The sequence below is a fragment of the Dehalococcoidia bacterium genome (assembly GCA_040902535.1).
Lineage (GTDB): Bacteria > Chloroflexota > Dehalococcoidia > DSTF01 > JACRBR01 > JBBDXD01.
On the sequence record JBBDXD010000019.1, the window covers coordinates 106700 to 132136 of the forward strand.

Annotated in this window: 25 protein-coding genes; 13 read left to right on the top strand and 12 right to left on the bottom strand. The window is 66.1% G+C overall.

Going from position 1 to position 25437, the window contains the following annotated elements:
* The first annotated feature begins 62 nt into the window (after positions 1–62).
* The 11 genes from WEB52_10150 (at position 63) to WEB52_10200 (ending at position 12242) form a co-directional block, all read left to right on the top strand.
* On the top strand, positions 63–1256 hold the full coding sequence (locus tag WEB52_10150; protein MEX2226795.1) for a cysteine desulfurase family protein: 1194 nt from the start codon (positions 63–65) through the stop codon (positions 1254–1256).
* A gap of 37 nt (positions 1257–1293) precedes the next feature.
* Positions 1294–2076, top strand: coding sequence for a hypothetical protein (locus tag WEB52_10155; protein MEX2226796.1), 783 nt, complete (start codon positions 1294–1296; stop codon positions 2074–2076).
* Positions 2073–2759, top strand: coding sequence for an aminoacyl-tRNA hydrolase (pth, locus tag WEB52_10160; GenBank protein ID MEX2226797.1), 687 nt, complete (start codon positions 2073–2075; stop codon positions 2757–2759). Before WEB52_10155 ends, pth begins: the two co-directional genes overlap by 4 nt.
* Positions 2760–3143: 384 nt before the next feature.
* Positions 3144–6689, top strand: coding sequence for a transcription-repair coupling factor (mfd, locus tag WEB52_10165; GenBank protein ID MEX2226798.1), 3546 nt, complete (start codon positions 3144–3146; stop codon positions 6687–6689).
* A gap of 61 nt (positions 6690–6750) precedes the next feature.
* Positions 6751–7113 (top strand): DUF488 family protein, encoded by a 363-nt coding sequence (locus WEB52_10170; GenBank protein ID MEX2226799.1) that lies wholly within the window; start codon positions 6751–6753, stop codon positions 7111–7113.
* On the top strand, positions 7110–7610 hold the full coding sequence (locus tag WEB52_10175) for a DUF488 domain-containing protein (GenBank protein MEX2226800.1): 501 nt from the start codon (positions 7110–7112) through the stop codon (positions 7608–7610). Before WEB52_10170 ends, WEB52_10175 begins: the two co-directional genes overlap by 4 nt.
* Positions 7607–8308, top strand: coding sequence for a hypothetical protein (locus WEB52_10180; protein MEX2226801.1), 702 nt, complete (start codon positions 7607–7609; stop codon positions 8306–8308). The genes WEB52_10175 and WEB52_10180 overlap by 4 nt, the downstream gene beginning before the upstream one ends.
* A 118-nt stretch (positions 8309–8426) precedes the next feature.
* Positions 8427–9911 carry an aldehyde dehydrogenase family protein gene (locus WEB52_10185; protein ID MEX2226802.1) on the top strand — a complete coding sequence of 495 codons (1485 nt, stop codon included), beginning with the start codon at positions 8427–8429 and terminating at the stop codon, positions 9909–9911.
* 93 nt (positions 9912–10004) lie between these two features.
* Positions 10005–10982 carry an agmatinase gene (speB, locus tag WEB52_10190; GenBank protein MEX2226803.1) on the top strand — a complete coding sequence of 326 codons (978 nt, stop codon included), beginning with the start codon at positions 10005–10007 and terminating at the stop codon, positions 10980–10982.
* Between the two features lie 67 nt (positions 10983–11049).
* Complete coding sequence (locus tag WEB52_10195) at positions 11050–11484, top strand: hypothetical protein (protein ID MEX2226804.1); 435 nt, start codon at positions 11050–11052, stop codon at positions 11482–11484.
* Between the two features lie 20 nt (positions 11485–11504).
* On the top strand, positions 11505–12242 hold the full coding sequence (locus WEB52_10200) for a hypothetical protein (GenBank protein MEX2226805.1): 738 nt from the start codon (positions 11505–11507) through the stop codon (positions 12240–12242).
* Here the strand turns inward: WEB52_10200 and WEB52_10205 are convergent.
* The 5 genes from WEB52_10205 to WEB52_10225 form a co-directional block, all read right to left on the bottom strand.
* On the bottom strand, positions 12239–12628 hold the full coding sequence (locus WEB52_10205; protein MEX2226806.1) for a DUF6285 domain-containing protein: 390 nt from the start codon (positions 12626–12628) through the stop codon (positions 12239–12241). The two genes, WEB52_10200 and WEB52_10205, sit on opposite strands and share 4 nt — an antisense overlap.
* Before the next feature lie 21 nt (positions 12629–12649).
* Positions 12650–13660: a phosphotransferase family protein gene (locus WEB52_10210; GenBank protein ID MEX2226807.1), complete on the bottom strand. Its 1011-nt coding sequence runs from the start codon at positions 13658–13660 to the stop codon at positions 12650–12652.
* Positions 13650–14636, bottom strand: a complete 987-nt coding sequence (locus tag WEB52_10215) for a hypothetical protein (protein MEX2226808.1) — start codon at positions 14634–14636, stop codon at positions 13650–13652. Before WEB52_10215 ends, WEB52_10210 begins: the two co-directional genes overlap by 11 nt.
* Before the next feature lie 134 nt (positions 14637–14770).
* Positions 14771–15580, bottom strand: a complete 810-nt coding sequence (locus WEB52_10220; protein ID MEX2226809.1) for a mycofactocin-coupled SDR family oxidoreductase — start codon at positions 15578–15580, stop codon at positions 14771–14773.
* On the bottom strand, positions 15580–16149 hold the full coding sequence (locus WEB52_10225; GenBank protein ID MEX2226810.1) for a hypothetical protein: 570 nt from the start codon (positions 16147–16149) through the stop codon (positions 15580–15582). The genes WEB52_10220 and WEB52_10225 overlap by 1 nt, the downstream gene beginning before the upstream one ends.
* Positions 16150–16196: 47 nt before the next feature.
* On the opposite strand from WEB52_10225, the gene WEB52_10230 reads away from it, so the two are divergent.
* A complete protein-coding gene (locus WEB52_10230) occupies positions 16197–16568 on the top strand; it encodes a methionine-R-sulfoxide reductase (GenBank protein MEX2226811.1) in 372 nt (123 codons plus the stop codon).
* Positions 16569–16656: 88 nt separating this feature from the next.
* On the opposite strand, the gene WEB52_10235 is transcribed toward WEB52_10230, so the two are convergent.
* The 4 genes from WEB52_10235 to WEB52_10250 all read right to left on the bottom strand — a co-directional run bounded on the left by WEB52_10235 (position 16657) and on the right by WEB52_10250 (position 22124).
* Positions 16657–18840 carry an MMPL family transporter gene (locus WEB52_10235; protein MEX2226812.1) on the bottom strand — a complete coding sequence of 728 codons (2184 nt, stop codon included), beginning with the start codon at positions 18838–18840 and terminating at the stop codon, positions 16657–16659.
* A 540-nt stretch (positions 18841–19380) separates the two neighbouring features.
* A complete protein-coding gene (gene crcB, locus WEB52_10240) occupies positions 19381–19824 on the bottom strand; it encodes a fluoride efflux transporter CrcB (GenBank protein ID MEX2226813.1) in 444 nt (147 codons plus the stop codon).
* A complete protein-coding gene (locus WEB52_10245; protein ID MEX2226814.1) occupies positions 19814–20632 on the bottom strand; it encodes an MIP/aquaporin family protein in 819 nt (272 codons plus the stop codon). The genes crcB and WEB52_10245 overlap by 11 nt, the downstream gene beginning before the upstream one ends.
* A gap of 94 nt (positions 20633–20726) precedes the next feature.
* Entirely contained in the window at positions 20727–22124 is a 1398-nt protein-coding gene (locus WEB52_10250) for an NADH:flavin oxidoreductase (GenBank protein ID MEX2226815.1), read from the bottom strand.
* Positions 22125–22427: 303 nt separating this feature from the next.
* Between WEB52_10250 and WEB52_10255 the strand changes: the two genes are divergently transcribed.
* Entirely contained in the window at positions 22428–23204 is a 777-nt protein-coding gene (locus WEB52_10255) for a hypothetical protein (GenBank protein ID MEX2226816.1), read from the top strand.
* A gap of 199 nt (positions 23205–23403) precedes the next feature.
* Here WEB52_10255 and WEB52_10260 read toward each other — a convergent pair whose 3' ends face one another.
* The 3 genes from WEB52_10260 to WEB52_10270 are packed head-to-tail and all read right to left on the bottom strand — an operon-like array spanning position 23404 to position 25431.
* Positions 23404–23724 (bottom strand): metal-sulfur cluster assembly factor, encoded by a 321-nt coding sequence (locus WEB52_10260; protein MEX2226817.1) that lies wholly within the window; start codon positions 23722–23724, stop codon positions 23404–23406.
* An 8-nt stretch (positions 23725–23732) separates the two neighbouring features.
* Positions 23733–24203, bottom strand: a complete 471-nt coding sequence (locus WEB52_10265; GenBank protein MEX2226818.1) for an SUF system NifU family Fe-S cluster assembly protein — start codon at positions 24201–24203, stop codon at positions 23733–23735.
* A complete protein-coding gene (locus WEB52_10270; protein MEX2226819.1) occupies positions 24178–25431 on the bottom strand; it encodes a cysteine desulfurase in 1254 nt (417 codons plus the stop codon). Before WEB52_10270 ends, WEB52_10265 begins: the two co-directional genes overlap by 26 nt.
* Positions 25432–25437 lie beyond the last annotated feature (6 nt).

The following is a 25437-nucleotide window of genomic DNA, read 5'->3' on the forward strand; positions in this document are numbered from 1 at the left end:
TGCCCGATCTACGCTCGATCGCGGGCCGCGGGCTCTCGTATCAGCTTCAGTAAGGCGCCCAATTGAACGACGAACGCTTCGTCTACCTCGACCACGCCGCTACTACGCCCTTGCATCCGGGCGTGCTGGAGGCGATGACGCCTTACCTGACGTCGGCGTACGGCAATCCGTCGGCGACGTACCGGATGGCGAAGCAGGCAGCGGACGCCGTACAGCGCTCGCGTCGGACGGTGGCATCGATCCTTGGCGCGCGTCCGACGGAGATCGTGTTCACGGGCGGCGGCACGGAGTCGATCAATACCGCGATCAAGGGCGTCGCGTTCCAGCAGAAGCTCGCCGGCGGGGGCGCGCACATCGTAACATCGACGGTGGAGCATCACGCCGTGTTGCACGCGTGCCAGTACCTGGAGCGCTTCGGCTTCGACGTGACGTATGTGCCCGTCGACGAGGCCGGGCTCGTCGACCCCGACGACGTGGCGCGCGCGATCAATGCGCACACCGCGCTGGTCAGCATCATGATGGCCAACAATGAGGTCGGCACGATCCAGCCGATAGCTGAGATCGCGTCGGCGGTACGGGAGCGTGCCCGCACGCTTGGCAAGCGGATTCCGTTCCACACGGACGCTGTGCAGGCGCCGAACTCCATCGATATGGCCGCCGCGCGCGACGATATCGACATGATGAGCCTCGCCGCGCACAAGTTTCGCGGCCCCAAGGGCATGGGCGTGCTGTACGTCCGGCGCGGCGTGCCATTCCTGGCCCAGCAAAATGGCGGCGGCCAAGAGCGCCAGCGTCGGGCCGGGACGGAGAACGTCGCCGGGATCGTCGGCACGGCGGAGGCGCTGCGCATGACGCAGGAGTCACTCGAAGCCGACCGTGCGCGCATCGGCGCCCTTTCGGCGCAGCTGCGAGCAGGCATCGAGCAGCGGATCGGACGCGTGCGGCTGAACGGACACGCGGAGCGACGGCTGGCGAACAACGTGAGCTACAGCTTCGACGGCGCCGACGCGCAGGAACTGTTGCACGACCTCGATGACGATGGGATCGCGTGCAGCGCCGGCGCGGCCTGCGGCGCGACCACGATCGAGCCGTCGCACGTGCTGCTGGCGATGGGCATCTCGCTCGAGCAGGCGGCATCGACGCTGCGTTTCAGCCTGGGCCACGATACGACGGCGGGCGAGATCGACTACGTGCTCGACCGGCTGCCGGCGATCGTCGAGCGGTCGCGCGCGAAGAAGATGGTCGCGGCGGGTTAAGCGCGTCGTAGCGGTCGCACCCTGTTATGATCTGCACATGTCCGAACGGCGCTGGAGCTTCGTCGTACAAGACGCGCGTGCCCGCAGGCATCGAGGCATCGTCACGTGGGGTGACAGCGCGCCGGCGTCCATCATGTCGCCGGATGCACCGGCGGAGTTTCGCATCGCCATGCTCTCGCAGCCGGCTGAGGTGCGGGAGGCGCCGGGCCGGGTCGCGATCTGCGTGCCGGGCGTCCCGCGGTTGCGGGCGTTGCGACCGGTCGAGCACGACGCGCTCCCCCGCAGGATCGCCGACCTGACGCTGCCGCCGCACAAGATGGCGGAGTACGCGTCGGGTCGTATCGTGATGGCGGCGGAGGGCATCATCGATCCCGACGACGTGTTTCCCGCCCACAGCGACCATCCGCGCCTTGACCGCCTCGCGCTGACCCTGATCGAAGCGGCGGCGGCGGAGGAGACGGCGCCCTACGCGGCGATCATCCGTCACGAGCTGGGGCTGCGATCGAGCGCCGATGCGTTGGCCGCGCTCGGCGAACGGCTGGCGCCGCCCGAGGTTTCGGCGCGCCCGCCCGCGCGCGCCCCGGGCGTCTTGCGCCTCGCGCGCGCGTTGAAACGCCTGCGCGATGGACACGCGCCGGCAGATTCGCTGGAGCAGTTAAGCGAAGACCTGCGCTTTCTCCGGCTCTTCGACGTCGACGATCAGGTGCTCAAGCCGGACGCGCTCGAGCGGCTCCTCGATGATGTGACGCCGCCTCCGGACACGGAACAGCGCCCGCCGGCGAAGATCGTGCAGCTGCGGCCGAAGCGAGACGGCGATTGAGCGGCCTGCTACGGCGCTTGCTAGGCGGCACCGAGGAGGACCGCGGCGATGGGCGTGAGCCGCGCATCCGGCTGATCGTCGGCATCGGCAATCCGGGCAGCGAGTACGCGAACACGCGTCGTAACGTGGGCTTCTGGGTGGCGAACCGGCTCGCGCGGAAGCATGGCATGGAGTTCAAGACGAAGACGGGCAGCTATCACCTTGCGGAAGGTGACATCGAAGGCCACACGGTCGCGATCGCGAAGCCGCGCACGTTTGTGAACGCGAGCGGCGGTCCGGTGGTGCACTTGATCCGGCGGCTGAAGCTCGACGACGCGCAGGAAATGCTCGTGGTGTCGGACCACATCGACCTGCCGGCCGGCAAGGTGCGCCTGCGACGCAAGGGCGGCGGCGGCGGCCAGAAGGGCATCACAGACATCATCAACAAGACGAAGACCGACGAGTTTCCTCGCGTGCGGATCGGCATCGGCCGCCCGGCGGTCGACGGCGAGCCGACGTGGGCGCCCGACATGGTGGCGGACTGGGTGCTTTCGGACCCGACGCCGGCCGAGCGCGAGGTGCTCGATGCCGCCGTCGCGCGTTCGATCGAAGCGATCGAGTGTGCGATTCGTGATGGCATCGAAGCGGCGATGAACCGGTATAACCGGGACGATGCGGTCTCCACGGGGGATCCGACCGAGTGATAAGCTATGGCTCGGAGGTCCGCCGGTTGAAGTTACAACGCACTGTCCAGGCGATTATCCGTCGAGACGATGAATCAGGCTGGGTTGCGGAGTGCAGTCAGCTTCCTGCCGTGACGCAGGGGGATTCTCTCGATGAGGTCACGCGCAACCTCCGAGAAGTAGTGGCGCTCGCATTGGAGGACGAAGATCTCAAGGCGTTGGGTCTCGCTTCGTCCCCCGTGATCGTCGTGAGCCATCAAGTCCGGCGCACCGGTCGATAATTCCTCATCTTCTCACCGAGTAAGCGCGACCGCACACGGCAAGCGCGCAACCACACTGCTACAATGACTGCGCCAAGGGACTGATCGCGAGATCAGCCCCTGCTTTGGCTGTTTTCGGAGGTTTGTGGACCTTTCCGCGCTGCTTCCGCTCGTCGATGAGGCGGTCGACATCGACCGGCTGCGCCGCCGCATGGCCGAGCACCGGGCACTGATGGTGGGCGTCAGCGACGGCGCGAAGGCGACGGTGCTCGCGGCGCTCGCGCGTGACGCCGGCCGGGCGATGCTGATCATCGTGCCGAAGCCGCAGCACGCCGACGCGCTCGCCGAGGAGTTGCAGGCGTGGCTCGGCACGCAGGGTCGCGATCGCGTCATGCTCTTCCCCGAGCGCGACGCGTTGCCGTACGAGCGACTGTCGCCCGACCCTGACGACGTGCGCCAGCGGCTCAACGCGCTCGATGCGCTAGCGGCGTCCGCGGTGATCTCGCCGATCATCGTCGCGCCGGCGGCGGCGGTCGCGCAGTGCACGCTCACACCGGAAGAAGCGCGCCGCTCGACGATCGCGATCGCGCGCGGCGAACGCATCAACATGCAGGACTTCTTGCGCGCGCTCGACGCCGGAGGCTACCGCATCGAGCCGCAGGTGACGGCGCCGGGCGAAGCGAGCCGGCGCGGCGGCATCGTCGATGTCTGGCCGCCGGCCGAAGATCTGCCATTGCGCATCGAGCTGTTCGGCGATGACGTCGAGAGCATCCGGGCGTTCGACGCCGCGACGCAGCGCTCGGAAGCCCAGCGCGAAGCCGTGCGCATCGGGCCCGCACGTGAGTTGGCGATCGACCCGCAGCGGATGCGGGCGCTCGCGGACCACATGCAGGTGGCCAATCTTCGCGGCGAGCAGCGCCAACGGTTCGACCATGAAGTCGAGTTGTTGGGCGAAGGTCTGCCGTTCCCCGGAAACGAGTACTATGTGCCGTTCCTCGCGCACGGCTCGTTGCTCGACCACCTGCCGGACGACGCCCTGCTCGTCGTCGATGAACCGGCGGACGTCGCATCGCTTCAGCGCGAACACGACGAGCAGGCTGTCGAGGCGCGCCGGGAATTGGAGATGCGCGGCGAGCTGCCGCATGGCATGCCGGCGCCGCAAGTCCCGTGGCCGGAGATCGACGAGGCGATCGCCCAACGACCGCAGCGCCTTAGCCTGTCGCGGTGGGCGACCGGCGAGGCCGAGTCCGGCGAAGAGCAGGCGGCGGTACGCCTGCCCTTCGGCCCAGCGGCGGCGTACGGCGGTCGCCTGCGGGCACTCGCCGATGAGCTGACGCAGCAACTGCGCCGCGGCCAGCAGGTGGTGATCGTTTCGACGCAGTCGCGCCGGCTGGCGCAGCTCCTGGAAGAGCACGACGTGTTCGCGCTGGAAACGTCGGCCATCGCATCGACGCCATCGCTCGGGCGCGGGGCGCTGACGATGATCAACGGTTCGCTGCCGCACGGTTGGACGGTCGGCGAAGAAAGGCGCGGCCTGACGCTGCTCACGGATGCGGAGGTGTTCGGGTTCAGCAAGCAGCGGCGGGCGCCGCCGCGCAAGGGAGCATCGCGGGCTGCGTTCCTCGCCGACCTGGCGCCCGGCGAATACGTCGTACACATCGAGCACGGGATCGCGCGATTCGCGGGACTGATGCGGCGCGGGATCGATGGCGAGGAGAAGGAGTTTCTCGAGCTGCAGTATGCGGACGGCGACCGCCTGTTCGTGCCGACGGAGCAGGTCGACCGCGTCAGCCGGTACGTCGGGCCGAGTGAGCACCGGCCGTCGCTGACCCGGCTTGGATCGCAGGAATGGCCGCGTGCGAAGGCGCGCGTGCGCCGCGCCGTCCAGGAACTGGCCAAGGACCTGCTGCAACTCTACGCGGCGCGGCAGGTCGCCAAGGGCCACGCGTTCTCGGCGGACGCGGCGTGGCAGTCGGAGTTGGAAGCGTCCTTCCCGTACGTCGAGACGCCCGACCAGGTCTCCGTGATCCGCGACGTCAAGCAGGACATGGAAGCCGAGCGCCCGATGGACCGTCTCGTCTGCGGCGACGTCGGATACGGCAAGACGGAGATCGCGGTGCGCGCGGCGTTCAAGGCCGTCATGGACGGCATGCAGGTGGCGGTCCTCGTGCCGACGACGGTGCTCGCGCAGCAGCACTTCACCACGTTTCGCCAGCGTCTCGCAGGCTTTCCGGTGAAGGTCGAGATGCTCTCGCGGTTCCGCAGCGACAAGGACCAGCGGCGCATCGTCAGCGACGCCACCAGCGGCAACGTCGACATCGTCATCGGCACGCACCGCCTGTTGCAGAAGGACGTGGCGTTCAAGAACCTGGGGTTGGTCATCATCGACGAGGAGCAGCGGTTCGGCGTCGCGCACAAGGAGCGCCTCAAGCAGATGCGCAACGAGGTCGATGTGCTGACGCTGACCGCGACGCCGATCCCGCGCACGCTCAACATGGCGCTCACGGGCATCCGCGACATGTCCGCGATCGAGACGGCGCCCGAGGAACGCTTGCCGATCAAGACGTACGTGACGGAGTTCGACGACCACCTGGTGCGCGAGGCGATCCAGCGCGAGCTGGAGCGCGGCGGCCAGGTCTACTTCGTGCACAACCGCGTACACAACATCGAGCTGGTGGCGTCGAAGGTGCGCGAGATCGTGCCGGACGCAGATGTGCTGATCGGCCACGGCCAGATGCACGAAGACCTGCTCGAGAAGGTGATGTTCGACTTCACGGAAGGCAAGGCCGACGTGCTCGTCTGCACGACGATCATCGAGTCGGGACTCGACATTCCGAACGTCAACACGATCATCATCAACCACGCCGACCGCTTCGGACTGGCGCAGCTCTATCAACTGCGGGGGCGCGTCGGGCGTGGCGCCGCGCGGGCGTACGCGTACCTGCTGTACGAAAAGCACCGCGCGCTGAGCGAAGTCGCCCAGAAACGGCTACAGACGATCTTCGAGGCTACGGAGCTCGGAGCGGGCTTCCAGATCGCGCTGCGGGACCTCGAGATTCGCGGCGCGGGCAACCTGCTTGGCGCCGAGCAGAGCGGGCAGATCGGCGCGGTCGGCTTCGACCTGTACGTGAAAATGCTGCACGATGCGGTCGACGGGCTGAAGGCGCTGTCCCGCGGCGAGCCGCCACCGCCATCGACGATTCCGCAGCCGATCACGATCGACGTGCCGCTCTCGGCGTACATCCCGGAGAGCTACATCGGCGACATCAATCTGCGGTTGTCGCTGTATCAGCGCATGGCGAGCGCGGGCGACGCGATGAACGGCCGCGCCGCGCTCGATGCGCCGGCGGACCTCGAGCGCGAGCTAAACGACCGTTTCGGGTCGCCGCCATCGCCGGTGCGCAACCTGTTGTACATCGTGCGCCTGCGCGCGCTCGCCAAGATTGCCGATGTGACGTCGGTGGCGCGGGAGGACCGCGAAGGGCGCGAGATCTTGGTCGTGCGCTCGCGAGAGGGCGTCGACCTGCGGTCGCGCGTGCCCGCCAGCAGCCGCCGCGACCTGGAACGCATCGACGGCGTGACGGTCGGTCACAATCAGATCCGCATCGACCTCGATGTCACCGCCGACTCCTGGCGTGAGGTGCTGGTGGAGGCGCTGGATGCCGCGGCGGGGGTGGTGGCGGCGGCGTAGGCCACAAATTTTCCGCTCTCAACCGCTAGAATTTCTGTTCTACGAGTGCTAAGATCCGGTCATGCCCGTCAAGTCCAAGAGCATCTACGACCCGGCCGAGCCTGGGGACGGCGTGCGCGTCCTGACGACGAACTATTGGCCGCGGGGCATCAGCCGAGAGCGCGCCGGCACATACAAGCGCGTGTTAGGCCCCTCACGTGAGCTGCTTCGCGCCTTTAAGGATGGCCTTATCGACTGGGCGGGATACGAACCTCAATACCTGGAGCAGATGCGGGGCGAAGCGCAACAGACGGAAATCCAGGCACTCGCACAACTTGCGGCAACCGAGACCATCACCGTGACGTGCGTCTGCAGGGAAGAGGCTGAGTGTCATCGACGGCTCTTGCGGGATCTCATCGAGCGAGAAGTGGAATCGCCATCATGAAGCTCTTCACCCTTGGCCATAGCATCGCGACTCTCCAGCAGTTGATGGACATCTTGTCCGACAACGCTATCGATGTGCTGGTCGACGTCCGTAGCAAGCCGCGAAGCCGGTTGGCGCATTTCGACCAGGTACCGGTACAGACGGCTGTTGAAGGGGCTGGCATGCGATACCGCTTCCTCGGTGATCGTCTCGGCGGCGTGCCGCGCGATCCCGAAGTGCAGCGTCGCTGGCGCCAGGGGCACCTCGACCCCGTGATCGTCTCTCATCTGCGCGGCACCGACGAATGGATCGACGGCATCGGCGAACTCGTCGGATTGATCGCCGCGGCGGGCGGGAGCAACGTCTGCATCATGTGCAGTGAAGGCGACCCGAACGAGTGCCATCGCAAGGCAGTTGCGCTCGATGCCGCTGCCGCGATTCCAGATCTCGAACTTGTACATCTTTCTATCAAGAAGTCCGCGCCGAGCGAGGTGGGCGTCCAAGAAGTCCTGATGTGAGGCGCGAGCTCCTCATCCTGGACGTCACGGCCATGGCCGGCGACAACGTCTGCGTTGCGGGCCTGGATCTCGAGTCCAGGACGACGATTCGCCTCAACCAACCCCAGCCGACGCGCAGTGGCCTGAAAGCGCTCGGGGGGCTCACGCCTGGCGAGGTGATCGCCGTCGATGTTGAGCCCCTCGCCCAAACGACACGTCCGCACGTGGAGGATCACCAGTGGAATCCCCGCAGCGTCGAGAAGTTCCGCCGCATGGACAACGCTGAGATCCTCGGGGCGCTGACGGGGACAGAGGTCCGCTCCCTCAAGGATGCGTTCGGAGAGCCATCGCGTTCAGGAAAGCGGCATAACGCCGGATGGAAGCCCGGCGAAGGCGAGCGCTCCCTTGCGACGCTCCGCGTGAGGTATGTCCGTCAGGAGGAGGTCGAGGCGGGCAAGATTCGGATCGACCTGCGCGACAACGAGCGATACTGGCATGGAATCCCATTCCAGGACGTGACGGTCAGGGAGCACGGCACCAGTTGTGAAACATGCAGTGCAGGCTTCCTCGACCTCGTTCGGACGGACTTCGAGGCGAATGCATGCCTCGTGCGCGTCGGCCTGACGCGGCGATTTCCGCCGGACGAACATGACGACGGTTCGGCCTGCTGGCTTCAGGTCACGAACATCTTCGCCCGCGACCGCGCTCACTTCTTCTAAGGCTAAGTGGGCTAGTCTCCCACGTTCGGCCGCCACCCCTAATGCCGAAGGCCAGGCCCGCTGCCGAGAGTTAAAATGGGTGTGAATCGCTTCATCTATTCGGTGGAGGTGGCCCCGCATGGCGCAGCAGTACCAGAACTTCATCGGCGGGCGGTGGGTGGACGCGCGGAGCGGCGAGCGCTTCGAACGTGAAAACCCGGCGACCGGCGCGATCACCGGCAGCTATCCGCGCTCGAGGCGTGATGACGTGCAGGACGCCGTCTGCGCGGCCCTCGACGCGCAGCAGCGGTGGCGCCGCATGCCAGCGCCCAAGCGGGGCGAGATCCTCTACCGCGCGGGAGAGATCCTGGTACGCAACAAGGAGCGTTACTCGCGCGAACTGACCGAAGAGATGGGCAAGGTCCTGCCCGAGGCGCGCGGCGACATCCAGGAAGCCATCGACATGACGTACTACATGGCGGGCGAGGGTCGGCGTACGTTCGGGCAGACGACGCCTTCCGAGCTGCCGGACAAATTCGCGATGTCCGTACGCGCGCCGGTGGGCGTCGTGGGTTGCATTACGCCGTGGAACTTCCCGATGGCGATACCGTCGTGGAAGATCATGCCGGCGCTCGTCACCGGTAATACGGTCGTCTTCAAGCCGTCGCAATACGCACCGAAGAGCGCGTACAACCTGATCAAAACGCTCGAGGAGTCCGGCATTCCCGCAGGCGTCGTCAATCTCGTGTTCGGTGAGGGCGCGGAGGCCGGCGCCGGCATCATCGATCATCCAGCCGTCGCGCTGATCTCGTTCACGGGCTCGAACGCCGTCGGCAAGCAGATCGCCTTGCAGTGCGCGGAGCTTGGCAAGCCGGTCTCGCTCGAGATGGGCGGCAAGAACGCGATCACCGTGCTCGACGACGCCGATGTCGCACTGGCGATCGATGGCGCGATCTGGAGCGCGTTCGGGACGACGGGGCAGCGCTGCACCGCCGCGAGCCGGATCATCGTGCAGGGCGGGGTGTACGACGAATTCGCGACGAAGTTCATCGAGCGTGCGAAGTCGATGCGCCTCGGCAGCGGGCTCGACGAATCGACCGACGTGGGGCCGGTCGTGAACCGGCAGCAACTCGAGAAGATCGCCTCGTACATGCCCGTCGGCAAGGGCGAAGGCGCGACGATCGCGACCGGCGGCGGCATCGCGGACGGCGATCGATTGTCGAACGGCTATTTCTTCGAGCCGACGGTCTTCGTCGATGCGAAGCCTTCGATGCGGATCGCGCAGGAGGAGATCTTCGGGCCGGTGACGGCGCTGATCAAGGTGGATAGCCTCGATGAAGCGATCGACGTCAACAACGGCGTGCCCTACGGACTCAGCTCGTCGATCTACACGCGCGACGTCGACAAGGCGTTTCGCGCGATCGAGCGGATCGACACGGGGCTTGTCTACGTGAACGCAGGCACGATCGGCGCCGAAGTACACCTGCCGTTCGGGGGCACGCGCGGCACCGGCAACGGCCACCGCGAGGCCGGCACAGCGGCGCTCGAGACCTTTACGGAGTGGAAGTCCGTATACATCGACTACAGCGGCAGGTTGCAGAAGGCGCAGATCGATGATGTCTGAGCGGTCGTCAGTCGTCAGTCGCCGGTCGTCGGGGGGACCTCGCGAGTCGAAGGCTTCCCGTCGTGCGGGTCGACGTTACGCATTGGGGGTTGCATGACGGCGCCGATCTTCCGCGCGCCATCATCGCCGGCGGCGAGTCCGGCGCACGCGTACGGCGTGCTGCGGCACGGATTTGCGTCGTTTTACGCGGCGCCCGTCGTCGAAGACATGGACGACTGGCACGCCGACGTCGCGTTCGTCGGCGTGCCGTTCGACGCCGGCACGAACGACCGGCCGGGCGCGCGTTTCGGGCCGGCGGCCGTGCGCGACGCGTCGATGCGCTACCGGCCGGAGGAATTGTGGTCGGGCTGGATCGACGCCGAGCACGGCGGTCGCATCCTGGCGGACGTCTCGATGGCGGACGTAGGCGACGTGAACGTGCGCACCGTCGACCTGCGCGAGAACTTCGACGCGATCACGGAGGCGGCGCGGATGGCGCGTCGCAGCTCGCGCGTGCAGGCGTTCATCGGCGGCGACCACGCGATCACGTTCCCGCTCGTCCGCGCCTACGAGGATACGCCGCTGACGCTCATCCAATTTGACGCGCACCAGGACTACACCGACGAGAAGTCCGGCGTACGCTTCTCGCACGACAACCACATGCGGCGCTCGAGCGAGTTGCCGCACGTGCGGCAGATCGCGAACATCGGACTGCGGGGCGTCATCGAGCATTTCGAGCCGTACGAAGCGGCGCAGCGCAACGGCGTCACGATCGTGCCGGCGGAGCGCATCGTCCGCGAGGGCGTCGATGCGGCTATGGCGCCGATAGCGGGAAGCGGTAGCGCATACGTGACGATCGACATCGACGTGCTGGATCCGTCGGGGGCGCCGGGTACCGGGTATCCCGAGCCGGGCGGCATTACCTACTATCAGCTCCGCGACGCCCTGCGGCTCGTCGCCGCGCGCTACGACGTCGTGGCGTTTGATGTCTGCGAGGTCGACCCGATCTACGACACCGCCGCCGTCACGACGCGCATCGCGGCGAAGCTGGTGCTGGATTTTCTGGGGGCCGTCTTCTCACGCTTGCAATAAGCACTGATGTTCTGTTAGAATCCCGCTCCCGCACTGTGCCATAATCGTCGCGAAGGGAGTCGTCGACATGCCCCCAATCGACTGGCTTAAACTTGTTCTCTTCCCTACCGATGGAGAACCTACGGCGCTGGATCCAATCCGTATCCAGAAGGCGTTGTTCTACATCTCCCGGTCAGACCAGATTCCGTCGACCGAGAAGTACACCTTCGTCCCATACAACTATGGCCCGTATAGCAAGGCCATTTACGACGATCTCGATGAACTCGTCGCCAATCAACTTGCGGTTCCTGTTCAGAACACATCTCGCCGCTGGAGTCAGTACCAACTTACGCCTGCGGGCACGGAACACGTACGGCAACTGATGCCGGAGATACCGGGGGAATGGGTGGTGCTCGCAGCCGAAACCCGCCACCTAGTGACTTCCCTTACGTTCAAAGCTTTGCTGCGAAGGGTCTATGCGGAGTATCCAGACTTCGCCGAGAACAGCATCGCAAACATCTAATGACGATTGTATGCGCGCTCATGGCGAAGACCGGCGTTGCAATCGCCGCTGACAGTCAAGCAACAGACCTCGAAGCCGGAATCAAGATTGTTGCCGACGATAAGCTGTGTCGACTCGGGACTCATCTTGTCTGGGGGTTCTCCGGCGCTGTCGGCCTTAAACAATTGATACGTCCCGCACTAGAGGCGGCACACGCGCCCGACTGGAAGCGCAAAACGATCGCAGAGCTTAGGATGCCCATCCCGGAACGCATAGCCACGGTTCGTAAGGCGGTCGCCGCTCAGCACTTGATCGCTCAAGCGCTTCCCTCGGCCGAAGCGATGGTCGTCGGCGTTACCGGTCCTCCAGGTATGCTCAAGCCGTGGATCCTCGAATGCCCTAGCGACAATATCGCGCAAGAGCATTTTCGCTTCTGCGCCATCGGAAGCGGAAAGAAGGCTGGGTATCACGGCTACGAGTCGCTCCGCCACTATGAGCCCCACGAGCAACCCATCGGGCTGGCGAAACTCTTTCTGTTCCGGATCATGGACGACGCGATCAGAGCGGAGGGATTCGGCGTCGGGGGCCAGATCCACCTTTGGAGCGTCACTAATGATGGTGCTGTAGAGGAGCCAGGCCCCGCGATGGAGGATCTGGCGCAACTGCTGGACCAATGGCGGCAGACTGAGAAGGAAGGACTCCGAGGGCTGATGAAGCCGCCCGGGGACGAGCCGGGCGCGGAAGCGCTCGACACCGAGACTGAAGAATCTTCAGCCTAAACCGTGATCCACTCCGGGTTGCTGACTTCCAGCTTGGCGTACACGGTGTCCCGCACGTGCGCGAGCACGAGCGCGCGGAACTCGCCGGTGTCGGCGTCACCTTCGCGGATGCGCGCTGCTAGCTCTTCGTTGCGGGTGCGGAGCGCCTGGCGCAGCGCTTCGAGGGTGCGCGGGCGCTCGGACGCGCCGAGGACCACGTCGAGGCCGCGCCATTCGGCGTCGAGCTGGCGCTCCTCGTGTTGCAGCTCGCGCCGCACCGTGCGGATGACGTTCGACGCGACGCGCGCGTTGTACTTGCGTGCGCCATCGAGCCACGGCACGAACTGGGTATCGAGCAGGAGTTCGACGGCGCGCAGCAGCTCGTCGACGCTCGGGCGGTCGTGCATGTTTGCCTCCTTATTCGCCGCTCACTCGATGAGCGAGAGCAGTTCCCATTCGGTCTCTGCGGTGCGACGCCCGATGCTCGCCAGTTCGACGCTGTCAGAGCGTCCATCGAGGTAGGTGCGCGCCTGGCTGATGCAGATGATGCCCCATCGCAGGTTGCCGAAAATCTCCCAGAAGCGCACGCGCTCGGGATCCACCTGCACGCCGCCCGCAGTCTCGTACGCGGCGAAGAACTCCTCGCGTTCGCCGATGCCGCCGACCGGCTTGTCGCCGCCGAAGCGCCACGACCGCACCGACATCCACGCCAGGTCCTCCATGGGGTCGCCGGCGTGCGCCAGCTCCCAGTCGAGGATGAGTTGCACGCCGCTCGCGTCGAACAGCACGTTGCCCATGCGATAGTCGCCGTGCACCAGCGTACGGCGCGCGGCGGGCGGCGGCAGGCGCGCGCCGAGCCATCGCAACGCCAGTTCGAACGCCGGGTGCGGCTCGGGTGCGAGCGTGCGGAACGTCTGCTCGTAGCGCGCCAGTTCGTGCGCAACCGGCGACTCGCCGGCGGGCGGCGCGGGCAGCGTCTCGATACCGGGCGCGGTGAGCGGGATCGCGTGGATCTTCGCGAGGATGCCGCCAAGCTGCGACGTCAGCACGGTGCGCGTGTGCGCGTACGCGTCTTCGCGCAGGAGCCGGCGTGGCAGGGTCTCGCCATCGACGCGGCGGACGAGGAAGAACTCGCCGCCGAGGGAGTCATCGCCAAAGAACATGGGCTCTGGCGCGGGGACGCCGGCCTCGCGCGCGGCTTCGAGCAGCCGGTACTCAAGCAGGCGCGATGCCGGCGTCAGCGCCGCGCGCGCGTCGTGCTGCAGGATCAGCGGCAACGTCTCATCGCCGATCGCGGCATCGAGCGACCACGTCTCGCGCGATGCGCCGCCCGTCAATCGCCGCAGATCAGAGATGCGCACCGCAGGCCCGCCGGTCGAGCGCTCCAGGAACGCTTCGAGGCGGCTCGTCAGTTCTTCAGGCGTGCCGTCAGGCGTCACCTGGCTCGACCTGATCGAGGTACTCCGAGAGCCCGTAACCGACGGCGTCGCCGCAGCGGAACTCCGTCATGCCCTCGCCGACGTGCGTCGTCATGCCTTCGCGGCGATTGCGCAGCGGGATGAAGCCCATCACCTTGCCGGACACGTCGAGCTTCTCGCCGGCGGCCGTCGTCACGTGCGCAACGAGGTTGCGGTGAAACAGCCCGTTGTCTTCGAAGTCCGTCTCGATCTCGACGTTCGCGATGCGCTCGAGCCTGTCGCCGCGCACGACGACGCCGCCCTGCGTCGTTTCGTCGGGCGAGCGCCAGATCTTCGACACCATCATGCCGAAGTCCGGGGCGAAGTTGATGGTGAGCCATCGATACGAGTGGATCGCCTGCCAGTACCGGGGGCCCCACGAGTGGTCGCGCAGCCCCAGCCCGTCGATCGGCATGATTTCGCCGTCAACGTCGATGGTGCCGCTGACGGCCATGTGCTGCTCGTAGTGCGCCTTCGCGAACTCCTTCTCCGGGTCGACGACCTTGTGATTGCGACCGCTGGAGCCGTACACGGGCCCCGCCGACGCGTGCACGAGGTCGAGCTTCACTTTCTTGAACGGATTGTTGCGAAACGCCTCGCGCGGGTCGGCCATTTGCGCCGGCTCGGTCAGGTACACGGCGTGGCCGTCGTACGTGGTGCGCAGCTTTTCCATCGGTTCGATGACTTCGAATCTCATGCCGCCGGCGTCCATCGCGTCGTTGTGCGAGATGTCGGCGCGCTTGAACTGGAAGAGCACGCTGCCATCGGGCATGTAGAGCGTCATCGTCATCTCCGCGTAGCCCTCGTTGGCGCGGTTGCCGAGCCGGACGAAGCCGCCGCTGTTGCGGGCGCGGTCGAAGAAGTTGAAGTACATGCTCTCGTTGAAGTTCGACTCCGGCCCCAGGGGGTGCGTGTAGTCGTCCTGCGCCGAGAGGTCACCGAGGATCGTCGCGACCATGTGTCACCTCGCGTTTAGCGTCCACGTCGGGTTGGTGCGGACGGATCGAGTGTAGGGGAAGCGGCGGGCGAGAGAAAATGGCGCCCGCGATGATGCGGTGAGTTCAGATTCTCGACGCGACTCTCGGCCGCGCGCTACCGGGCGAGCAGTCCCGCATCGATGACGAACTGCGAGCCGGTGACGAACCGCGCGCGGTCGGAGGCGAGATACAGCACCGCCTCCGCGACGTCCTCCGGCTCGATCCACGGCACGGGCAGCAGGTTGCCGGCGGAGCGCTCCGCGACTTCCCGGGGCGTCAGGCCTTCCATCTGCGCGAGGCCGTCGTTCATGGGCGTGTTGACGCCGGTGGGATGAATCGAGACGACGCGGATGCCGTGCGGCGCCAGTTCGATCGCCCAGGAGCGTGTCAGGCCGGTGAGGCCCCACTTGGATGCCGCGTAGTGGCTCAGCCTGTTCATGCCGCGCAGCCCGGCAACGGACGAGTTGTTGATGATGACGCCGGACTGCTGCCGGATCATCACCGGAATCACGCGCCGCGCGACGAGCCAGCTCCCCTTGAGGTTGATGTCGATCATCGCGTCCCAGGCGTCCTCGGTGAGTTCGTGGGTGAGGCCGTAGGCGCAGATGCCGGCGTTGTTGAAGAGAATATCGACGCGACCGAACTCGGCGACCGTCGCATCCACGGCCGTCGTGATCGACGCGTCGTCGCGCACGTCGCCCACGAACGTCAGGCAGTCCGATCCCGACTCGCGGCATGCGGCCTGCAGCTCGCGCAGGTCGTCCTGCGATCCGAGTTCGTACGCCGGATACGGCAGCGGCTTCGCGACGTCAAAGGCGGCGATGCGCGCGCCTTCACGAGCGAGCGCCAATGCGACGGCTCTGCCCTGTCCGTGCGCGGCGCCCGTGATGAACGCGACTTTATCCGTGAACTCTCGTTCTGCCATCACTCCTCGCCCTCAACGGCGGCGGCGCCCCTTCGGTATGGCGCCAGGTACGTGTCCAGATCGACCTCCAGCGCGTTGTTGACGATGTTCGTCGCGACCATCATCGCGCCGAAGGCGGTGAGCGCGACGATCTGTTCGGCGTTGAACGTCGCCGCGAGGCGGTCGTACAGTTCGTCAGGGACGCGCGCCAACGGCCTCGCGAGCGCCAGCGCGTAGTCGACGACGGCCTGTTCGCGCGCATCGAGCGGCGGCGCGTCGGGTGTGTCACCCGCGTCCTGGAGGAGGCGGCGGAAGAACGTCGAACAGATGAGACAGTCCGTCTCCGCCGAAATGGCGTGCGAGAAGAGGTTGGTCAGCCGCTCGCCGAGGAACGGCTGCACGGCATCGCGCAAGGGATACCACCCCATGAGCGCGCGAAACGCCGGCTGCGAGTGCAGCAGGGTCTGCTTCATGTTCGTCATGCGACCGTGCTCGCTGACGACGCGATCGTAGGCTGCGCGGGCGTCTGGCGGCGCGTCGTCGTACTCGACCGGGCGGATACGCGGCATGAACGTGTGCTCCTGCGTCACGCAGAATATCCTATAGGAGTGCGAGGAGCGTACGGACGGAGATACCCATGGCCGATGTGAAGTACAACGAACTGACCGATGAAGAGCGACGCGTGATCGAGTCGAAGGGGACGGAGCGCCCGTTCTCGGGCGAATACGACGATTTCTACCAGGCCGGCACGTACGTATGCCGTCGTTGTAACGCGGAGCTTTATCGCTCCGACGATAAATTCGACGCCCATTGCGGCTGGCCCGCCTTCGACCAGGAGATCGCCGGCGCGGTCAGGCGCTTGCCGGACCCGGACGGGCAGCGCGTCGAGATCGAGTGCGCGAACTGCGGTGGCCACCTCGGGCACGTCTTCGTCGGGGAGCGGCTGACCGAGCGCAACACGCGGCACTGCGTCAATTCCCTGTCGATGCGATTCGTGCCGGCGGGTTGAAGCGGCGCATTCATGATCGACTACAAGCCCGGAGCACCTGCGGGTCGCTGTGGCCCCGCAGGTGCTCCGATGTTCTATTGTGTCAGCGTCAGTCGCCGCCGGTGCCGGCTTCCTGTGCGAGCCGCCCCGCGGGCGTCGCCTGCGCGGGCGAGTCGGGCTCGACGCGCAGCACGGGCAGCCAGCGCAGGAACGGCGGCAGGTACCAGTTCCACTTCCCCATCAGCTCCATGACGGCGGGCACGAGCACGAGCCGGACGACCGTGGCATCGATGAAGATGGCGAACGCGAGTCCGAAGCCGAAGAGCTTGAGGTCCCGCAGGCCGCCGAGCACGAAGGCGCCGAACACGCAGACCATGATCGCCGCCGCCGCCGAGATCACGCGTCCGGTCGCCGCCAATCCATCGGCGACGGCGCGGGCGTTATCGCCGGTGCGGTCGTACTCCTCGCGGATCCGCGAGAGCAGGAAGACCTCGTAGTCCATCGACAGGCCGAAGAGGATGGCGAAGAGCATCATCGGCGTCCACGCCTCGATCGGCCCTTCGCGACCGAGGCCGATCAGGTTCGCGCCGATGCCCCACTGGAAGACGGCGACCATGGCGCCGAACGCCGCCGCGATCGACAGCAGGTTCATGATCACGGCTTTCGCGGCCACCACGATGCTGTGGAATACCAACATCAACAGCAGGAACGACAGCACCAGCACCGAACCGATGAACAGCGGCAGCCGCTCGGTGATGTAGTCAGCGAAGTCCACGACGCCCGGCGCGTCGCCGGTGAGGCGAATAACGGGCGTATCACCCTCGATGACTGACGGCACGACGTCGTTACGGATGCGGTGGACGAGTTCCGTCGTTTCCTCGTCCTGCGGCGCCGAGTCCGGGTAGACGTTGAACAGGTGGATCGTGCCGGACGCAAACGACTGCGGCGCGGTCACCTCCGACACGCCTTCCGTCGACTCGATCGCCGTCTTCAGGCGATCGAGCGCCGCGACGTCGGATTCTCCGTTCGGCGTCTCAGCGACGATGATGAACGAGCCGTTGAATCCGGGCCCGAAGCCCTCCGCGAGCACGTCGTAGGCGCGGCGCGTCGTATCCGACTCCGGGTAGTTGCCGGAGTCGCCGAAGCCCAGGCGCAGCCAGAACACCGGCAGCGCGAGCACGATCAGCACTGCGGCGCTGAGCAGGAACGCCGGCCACGGGTGGCCCTGGATGACGCGGCTCCATTTGTACCAGATCGATTCGCCGCCGCTCTCTTCGGCGGCTTCCTTGTGAGGCAAGCCGAAGCGGTCGATGTTGCGGCCGGTGAAGCCCAGCAACGCCGGCAGAAGTGTGAGCGACGCGACCATCGTCAGGAACACCGCCAGCACGCAGGCGATGGCGATGCTGCGCACGAACTCGAGATTGAGCATGAACATGCCGAGCAGCGCGATGACGACTGTGATGCCGGCAAAGAGGACGGCACGGCCTGACGTATCGAGCGACAGCGTCACTGCCTGTTGCGGATCGAGGCCGTCGCGCAGCCCTTGCCGGTAGCGTGTCACGATAAAGAGCGCGTAGTCGATGCCGACGCCGATGCCGATCATGGCGGCGACGGACGTCGTGAACTCCGGGACGTCGATCAAGCGCGTCACGAGGCCGATCAGCGCTGCGCCGGTGCCGACGCCGAAAAGCGCCGTGATGATCGGAAGCCCCATCGCGAGCAGCGAACCGAAGGCAATCAGCAGGATGATGACGGCCGCCGCGATGCCGACGAACTCGCTGGAGAACTCGGGCTGCTCGGCGAAGAGGAACCCGCCCAACTCAACCTGGAGGCCCTGGAGTTCGACGTCATCGCGCACGTCCTTGATGATGTCGGCGTCGCCGGTGTACTCCCGGCTGCTGCGGTCCGAGAAATTGATCTCGGCGTACGCGATCTGGCCGCCATCGGCGATTTGGTGCGCGTTCTCCGCGTCGTACGGGCTGACGACGTCGACGCCTTCCACGTCGCGTTCGATGCTGTCGAAGAACGACTGCATCGCCGCACGCACTTCGGGGTCATCGACGCCCTGGTCGGCGCGAAAGACGACCTGGCCGAAGAAGCCGGTCCGTTCGTTGACTCCTCGCTCTTCGAGGAGGTCCAGGGCCTCCTGGCTCTCGGAGCCGGGAAGCTTGAACTCGGTCTTGAACTCCCCGCCGAAGGCGAAGGAGAGCGCGAATGCGCCCACCAGCAGCGCTACCCAGGCGAGCAGCACGAGCCAGCGATGGCGGTACGAAAACTCTGCAAGCGACTTCAAGAATGACCTCCACGTCGAGGATGGGTTGGTGACCGCACGGTGGTCCGGATCAGCCTAACGGACGGGACTGACAGCGTAGTGTCAGGGGGTTGCGCAAAGTTTGACGAGACTTCGAATTCGGAGCGGATCGAGCCACTCAGCCCGTCCGCCAGATTCATCTTGCCAGCGTATCAACGCGGCCGTCCGGTCGCATCGTGCCATCGTCGTAGCGGCGCTGCATCGATCGTTGTACCTGCATCACCGCCGCGATGATGCCTCTCTTCGAGTGTGCCGTTACTTCACGAAGGCCGCCGCGGAGCGCCGGCTTCCATGGCCTTCGTGTCCGCGGGCTTGTAGATCGTCATGAATCGCATGCTTCTGTCTCCTTTACCGGATGCTTGCTGGCGGCCGGACCTTCATCTCACTGACGAGCGACTGTTCCACTAAGGCGTCGAACGCGCCACCTCCGGATCGACAAGGTAGCGCGTCGGTGCGGAGGCACAGTTTGTGAAGTCTGTGCAAAGCTGAGTGCACAGAAATGTAATCGCTTCGGGAGCACGTTTAGCCCACGCGCGCCGCCTGGGCGCCGAGCCACACGGCGGCCATGCCGCAGGCAAGCGTCGCCGCGACGTTCAGCGTCGCGGAGGCGAAGTCGCGCGCTTCCATGAACTGCAACGTATCCCATGCGATCGCGGAAAACGTCGTGAACGCGCCCAGGAAGCCCGTCGCGACGAGCAGGCGCACGTCGCGCGACAGACCCGTGCGCTCTTCGCTGAGCGTGAGGAACAGGCCGATGATGAAGGCGCCCGCGACGTTCACCGCGAACACACCGACGGCGTTCGAGTTTGCCCATTCGGCGACGCGCGTCGCACCGTAGTAGCGTGCGAGCGTCCCGAGTGATCCGCCGATGATGAGGTAGAGGGTGTCATCGCATGAGGGCGGGCGGCCCGCAGTGCCTGGCCGCCTGCCCGGTAGAATCTGCCTTCCCGCTGCGCTACGGGTGATGCTCCGACGGGGTGACCTCCGGGAAGCCGACGTTTCGCGGGATCAAGATGTAGTTCTGGACGATCGATGCGACGGTCCCGCCGATGATCGGGCCAACCCAGTAGATCCAGGCGTCCTTCCATTCACCCTCGACCAGCGCCGGTCCGAAGTGCCGCGCCGGGTTCATCGCCGCGCCTGTCAGCGGCCCGCCGACGAGGATATCCATGGTGATCGTGAGGCCGATCGCGAGCGATGCGATGGCGTGCGGGCCGCGCGAATCGACGGCCGTGCCGATGATCACGTACACGAGGAAGAACGTGAGGATCATCTCCAGGATCAGCGCATTGGCGCGACCGAAGATGATGCCATCCGCCGCGCCGCCGGCCTCGTCGTAGTTCACCACGGGTACCGCAGAGGCGAAGTTCGCAACGGAATCGTCGAACAACTCCCTCAGGATCAACGCGGCGACCGCGGCGCCGATAAGCTGCGCGGCGATGTAGCCGATTGATTTCAGGAGGCCGATCTTGCCGCCGAAGAACAGGGCAATCGTCACCGCGGGGTTGTAGTGCCCGCCCGAGATGTGACCCGCCGCCGCGACCATGAGGCCGATCGCGAGTCCGTGGGCGAGCGCCACCATGACCAGCGTGCCGCCGTTGTTGTACCCCTGCGTCGCCGCCAGCAAGATCGACCCGGCGCCGAAGAAGACGAGGGCGAAGGGACCAATCATTTCGGCGATCAGGGGACGAATCCACGCGTCCAGCAGGTCGTCGTCCATGAAGTGGTCGGCGGTGTAGTCCCGGGCGGGGACCATCATGTCGTCGTCGGCCATGGCGGGCCTCCTAAATGCTAAGGCGATACGACCTTTATGTGGATCATCCTAGATTCGACGGATGAGGTCTGTCAATAGCCGTCAGCGCCAGCCGTCAGCGCCAGCCTTCAGTGCGGTTGGCGTCCTTGAGGGCGGCGGCGTAGAGCCGATCGCGGGGCACGCACCCCGTCGCGTACTGACCCAGGTCGTTGTGCTTCGCGCGCATGAGGGCCGTGCAGTAGCTGACACCGACGCACGACTTGTCGCGCTCCATCGCTCCCCTTTCCAGCGCGTCGGCGGCGAAGTCCGGATACGCCAACGCGCCGCGCCCCAGGCCGACCATCGAAACGGCGCTGCTCGTTATGTTCGCTGCGCCGGTGTTCAGCGCGTAGTGCCGCAGCCACGAATAGCCGGTGCCGACGACGGGCAGGTCGGGGTACGCACGCTGGACCGCGGCGGTCAGCCGCATGTGCCGCTCGACGCCTCGGAGCGGGTGCTCCGGCGGCGTGTAGCCGTCGACGGGCGGCTTCTCGAACGGCCGGCCGATGTGCGGATTGTAGTAGGGGCTTCCCATCGACACGTTCACCATCGCGAGGCCATGTGCGCGAAGGTCGCCGATCAAGCGCAATGGCTCGTCCAGCAGCGGCCGCGAGGGGTCGTGCGGGTCTGTGCCCCAAGCATTCCGGTAGGGAACTTCGTGCGGGGCGGGCACGCCGAACCCATCGGCGGCGGCTACGTACGGCAGACTATCGAACACGTTCATGCGCGTCGCCAGGATGATCGCATCGCCCAACCGCGCGCGGATTTTGGCGAAGACGTTGCGCACGAAGCGCGTGCGATGCTCGTAGTCGCCGCCGTACGCACCGTCGCGCGTGTAGGCGCCGAGCAGTTCGTTGAGCAGGTAGGTGTGGCACTGCTTGATGTCGATGAAATCGAAACCGATCTTCGCGGCAAGGGCGGCAGCGTCCGCGAAGCGATCTTCGAGCCGCTCGAGGTCCGCATCGGACAGCAGCGGCGCGCGTTCGCAGCCCTTCAGCGCATCGATCGCCGCGCCGTGCTGGACGATGATCGGCGCCGGATGAGACCAGCGGCCCGAATGCGTGAGTTGCACCCCGACGATGAAGCCGTCGGTCGACCCGAAACGCGCGCGATGGGCGGCACGCGTCGCATCAAGCAGGCGCTTTAACTCGGGCGCTGTGTCCGGCGAGATCAGCAGTTGGCGCGGGTTGGCGCGGGCGTCAGGCGCAACTGCGGTAGCCTCGCCCCAGAGCAGAGCCGCGCCGCCTTCCGCGAAGCGCCGCCAGCGGCGGAACGTCAGTTCGCCGGGCGTGCCATCGAGGTTGCCGTCGCAACCCTCCATCGGGTGTACGGCCATCCGATTCGACGCCGTCAGCGGCCCGATCCGCACGCCTGCCGCCAGCGCTGACAGATCGTCTGTCACGGGCAGGTCGACGTCCAGCGCGGCGACGGCGTCGCGCAGCTCGTCGAGTGTGCGGTACTGGAAGTACGGCATGGCGGGTCTAGCGTACCGGAGGCCGCGGCGGCGCCTACGTGCCGTGACGGGATCGCACGCCCTATCGGCGGGAACGATTGCCACGGTTATGTCACGAATGAACGGCGTTCACCCCTTCGGCTGATGCGGGCGCGCGCATATCTTCGAATCAGCCCGGATCCGCGTGCCTCGCCGGGCGTCTTCACTGAGCGGCAATGCGCGGTCATCGCGCTCGCCCTACGGCGACGCGCGAGAGGCGTTGCGGCGTGGGGGCGGGGCGGCGCCGTTCGTCGCAGGTTCCTTGGAACACGGGAAGGTTGGAGCATGCGAGAGCGCTTTTGGCACGGCTGGGGCTCCCTTGCCCTGGCGGCCGGACTTGCGGTGGTCGCGCTAATCTCCGCGATCGGCGCAGTACAGGCATCAGGCGGCGGCGGGCGCGGCGAAGGACATACGCCTGTCACGATATGCCACTGGGTACCGGCGCACGGCGGAAGCTTCGTTGTCATCACGGTCGACGACGATGGTCTGAACGGACACGGCGAGCAGCACGAAAACGATGTGATACCGGCGAGCGACGACTGTGAAGACGAAGGCGACAAGACGGCGGTATCGACGAAGACGCACGCCCCGAAGACGAAGACCATCGTGGTGACGCAGACCACGGCCCCGGCCACGACGACGCCGGCCGCGACGAACACGTCAACGGCGGTCGCCACCCAGACTTCGACATCGACGCCGCTGGCGACGCAGACCGTCGTGGGCGGCCTCGGCCCGGGTCCGGATCTCACGCCCGACGCGACAAACACGTCGGTCGCGGTGGCTAGCTCGACGAGCACACCCGAGGGCGATGAGGGCGCAGACACGGCGACGCCGGAAGGCGTCGACGGCGAAGAAGCGTTGGACGAAGATGACGACGGCGAAGGCGGCGTGTTCGGGGAGTCGGTCGCGCCCCAGGGCGGCGGCGCCGAGGCGTTGCCCGAGTCCGGCACGGGCTTTGGATCGAGCGGGAACGACGCGTACCGGTTTAGCCTCGCGGCGCTCGCGTTCGCGGCGCTAGCCGGCGCGAGCATGCTTCTGCTACGACGCAGGCTCTCCCTCTAACGCAAGGCCGGTTTACGAACAGAGAAGGGGCTGCACAGCGCAGCCCCTTCTCTGTTCGTTGTTAGCGCAACGAGACGAGCGAGATCGCTATTGACGTACACGCTTTGGGAGTGCGTTCGTGCGAGAAGCCGCGCGGGCTGAAAGCCCGCGCTCGTACCTCGCTCGTGTCTCCCGCTCGTCTCGGTAGCCCGCGCGACCGCTACCAGATGCCGAGTTGCATCTTCACGTCGTCGCTGGCCATCGTCCGCGGATCCCAGGGCGGCGAGAACGTGACCTTGCCGGTGACCGTCTTCACGCCGGGCAGATCGATCACGGCATCCTGGATCTGACCATCGATGACGGGGCCCAGCGGGCAACCCGGACTGGTCAACGTGTAGATCACCGTCACGTCACCCTGCTCCGAGATCTCGATCTCGTACACGAGCCCCAACTCGACGATGCTCATGTGGATCTCGGGGTCGAAGACATCTTTGAGCCGTTCGCGGACCAGTTCTTCGCTGAGTAATCCCTTGACTGACATTCGGCCTCCTACAGTTCCTCGATGCGGACGGCGCCGTCACCATGTTCGTGCTGGTCGATACCCTCGTTCAACGTGTGCCAGGCCAGGGTCGCGCACTTCACGCGTACCGCGAACTTCGCGACGCCCTGCAGCGCTTCCAGGTCTCCCAGCGACGCTGGGGGCGGCGCATCCGGCTCCTTCATCATATTCTGAAACTCGTCGGTCAGTCCGCGGATCTCGCCGACGGTCTTGCCTTCGACGAGCTCTGACATCATGGATGCGGAGGCCTGGCTGATCGAGCAGCCACGGCCGCGCACGCCGATGGCGGCCAGCCGCTCACCGTCGAAGTCGAGTTCCATTTCGATCTCGTCGCCGCACACGGGGTTGAAGCCCTCGGCGGTGACGTCCGGCGCGCCCACCTTCTGCCTGTGGCGCGGATTCTTGTAGTGATCCAGGATCAGGTCCCGGTACAGCTCATCGAGCTGCAGTTCTTGCGACATCTCCGAATATCCTGTCGCTTGCCTTGATCCCGTCGATCAGGGCGTCGACCTCATCATGTCGATTGTACAGATAGAAGCTGGCGCGCGCCGTCGCGACGGTATCGAGCCGCCGCATGAGCGGCTGCGCGCAGTGGTGTCCTGCCCGGATCGCGATCGCCTCCTGGTCGAGGACCTGGCTGAGGTCGTGCGGGTGCAGGTCGCGATAGTTGAACGTCACGGCGCCGCCCTTCTCCGTCGCGTCGGCCGGGCCGTACACCACGACGCCGTCCGTCGCGCTCAACCGGTCGATGGCGTATTGCGTAATGGCGATCTCGTGCGCGCGCACGGCGTCCATGCCCAACCCCTCGAGGTAGTCGATGGCAGAACCGAAGGCGATCACGTCGGCGATGTTCGGCACGCCCGCCTCGAACTTCATCGGCGTCTCTGCGTACGTGCTCGTGTCGTCTGCCACGCGGCTAATCATCGATCCGCCACCGAGGAACGGGTCCATCGCGTCCAACAGGGCGCGCTTCCCCCACAGCACGCCCACGCCCGTCGGGCCGAGCATCTTGTGCGACGAGAAAGCCAGAAAGTCGCAATCCAACTCCTGCACGTCCACCGGCATGTGCGGCACACTCTGCGCGCCATCGACCACCACGATCGCGCCGAACCTGTGCGCAACCTCGGCGATCTCCTTGATCGGGTTGATCGTGCCGAGCACATTCGACATCTGTGTGATCGCCACGACCTTCGAGCGCTCGCCGATCTTCGCCAGCACGTCGTCCCAGATCAGGTGTCCCGTGTCGTCGATCTCGATGTACCGCAGCTTCGCGCCCGTCGCGAGCGCCACGAGCTGCCACGGCACCAGGTTGCTGTGATGCTCCATCCTCGACACGACGATCTCGTCGCCCAGCCGCAGGAACTTGCGGCCCCACCCATGCGCGACGAGGTTGATCGACTCCGTCGTGTTACGAGTGAAGACGATCTCCTGCTCCGGATGCGGGGCGTTGATGAAGCGCCCCGCCTTCACGCGCGACGCCTCGTACGCCTCCGTCGCTTCCTCTCCGAGCGTGTGCAGCGCCCGATGTACGGCCGCGTTGTAGTGCTCGTAGTAGTGCACGAGCGCGTTGATCACCTGGCGCGGTTTCTGCGTGGTGGCGGCGTTGTCGAGGTAGACAAGCTGCTTGCCACGGATCTTGCGCTCGAGGATCGGGAAGTCTTTGCGGATCTGCTCGACGTCGTAGGTCATATCAAA

Bases quoted from the DNA above. Each gene is read 5' to 3' on its own strand.
- WEB52_10155 (MEX2226796.1), top strand. From the start codon at position 1,294: ATGTCCGAACGGCGCTGGAGCTTCGTCGTACAAGACGCGCGTGCCCGC.
- WEB52_10170 (MEX2226799.1), top strand. From the start codon at position 6,751: ATGCCCGTCAAGTCCAAGAGCATCTACGACCCGGCCGAGCCTGGGGAC.
- WEB52_10175 (MEX2226800.1), top strand. From the start codon at position 7,110: ATGAAGCTCTTCACCCTTGGCCATAGCATCGCGACTCTCCAGCAGTTG.
- WEB52_10185 (MEX2226802.1), top strand. From the start codon at position 8,427: ATGGCGCAGCAGTACCAGAACTTCATCGGCGGGCGGTGGGTGGACGCG.
- speB (MEX2226803.1), top strand. From the start codon at position 10,005: ATGACGGCGCCGATCTTCCGCGCGCCATCATCGCCGGCGGCGAGTCCG.
- WEB52_10195 (MEX2226804.1), top strand. From the start codon at position 11,050: ATGCCCCCAATCGACTGGCTTAAACTTGTTCTCTTCCCTACCGATGGA.
- WEB52_10200 (MEX2226805.1), top strand. From the start codon at position 11,505: ATGGCGAAGACCGGCGTTGCAATCGCCGCTGACAGTCAAGCAACAGAC.
- WEB52_10205 (MEX2226806.1), bottom strand. From the start codon at position 12,628: ATGCACGACCGCCCGAGCGTCGACGAGCTGCTGCGCGCCGTCGAACTC.
- WEB52_10215 (MEX2226808.1), bottom strand. From the start codon at position 14,636: ATGGTCGCGACGATCCTCGGTGACCTCTCGGCGCAGGACGACTACACG.
- WEB52_10220 (MEX2226809.1), bottom strand. From the start codon at position 15,580: ATGGCAGAACGAGAGTTCACGGATAAAGTCGCGTTCATCACGGGCGCC.
- WEB52_10230 (MEX2226811.1), top strand. From the start codon at position 16,197: ATGGCCGATGTGAAGTACAACGAACTGACCGATGAAGAGCGACGCGTG.
- WEB52_10245 (MEX2226814.1), bottom strand. From the start codon at position 20,632: ATGGCCGACGACGACATGATGGTCCCCGCCCGGGACTACACCGCCGAC.
- WEB52_10250 (MEX2226815.1), bottom strand. From the start codon at position 22,124: ATGCCGTACTTCCAGTACCGCACACTCGACGAGCTGCGCGACGCCGTC.
- WEB52_10255 (MEX2226816.1), top strand. From the start codon at position 22,428: ATGCGAGAGCGCTTTTGGCACGGCTGGGGCTCCCTTGCCCTGGCGGCC.
- WEB52_10260 (MEX2226817.1), bottom strand. From the start codon at position 23,724: ATGTCAGTCAAGGGATTACTCAGCGAAGAACTGGTCCGCGAACGGCTC.
- WEB52_10265 (MEX2226818.1), bottom strand. From the start codon at position 24,203: ATGTCGCAAGAACTGCAGCTCGATGAGCTGTACCGGGACCTGATCCTG.
- WEB52_10270 (MEX2226819.1), bottom strand. From the start codon at position 25,431: ATGACCTACGACGTCGAGCAGATCCGCAAAGACTTCCCGATCCTCGAG.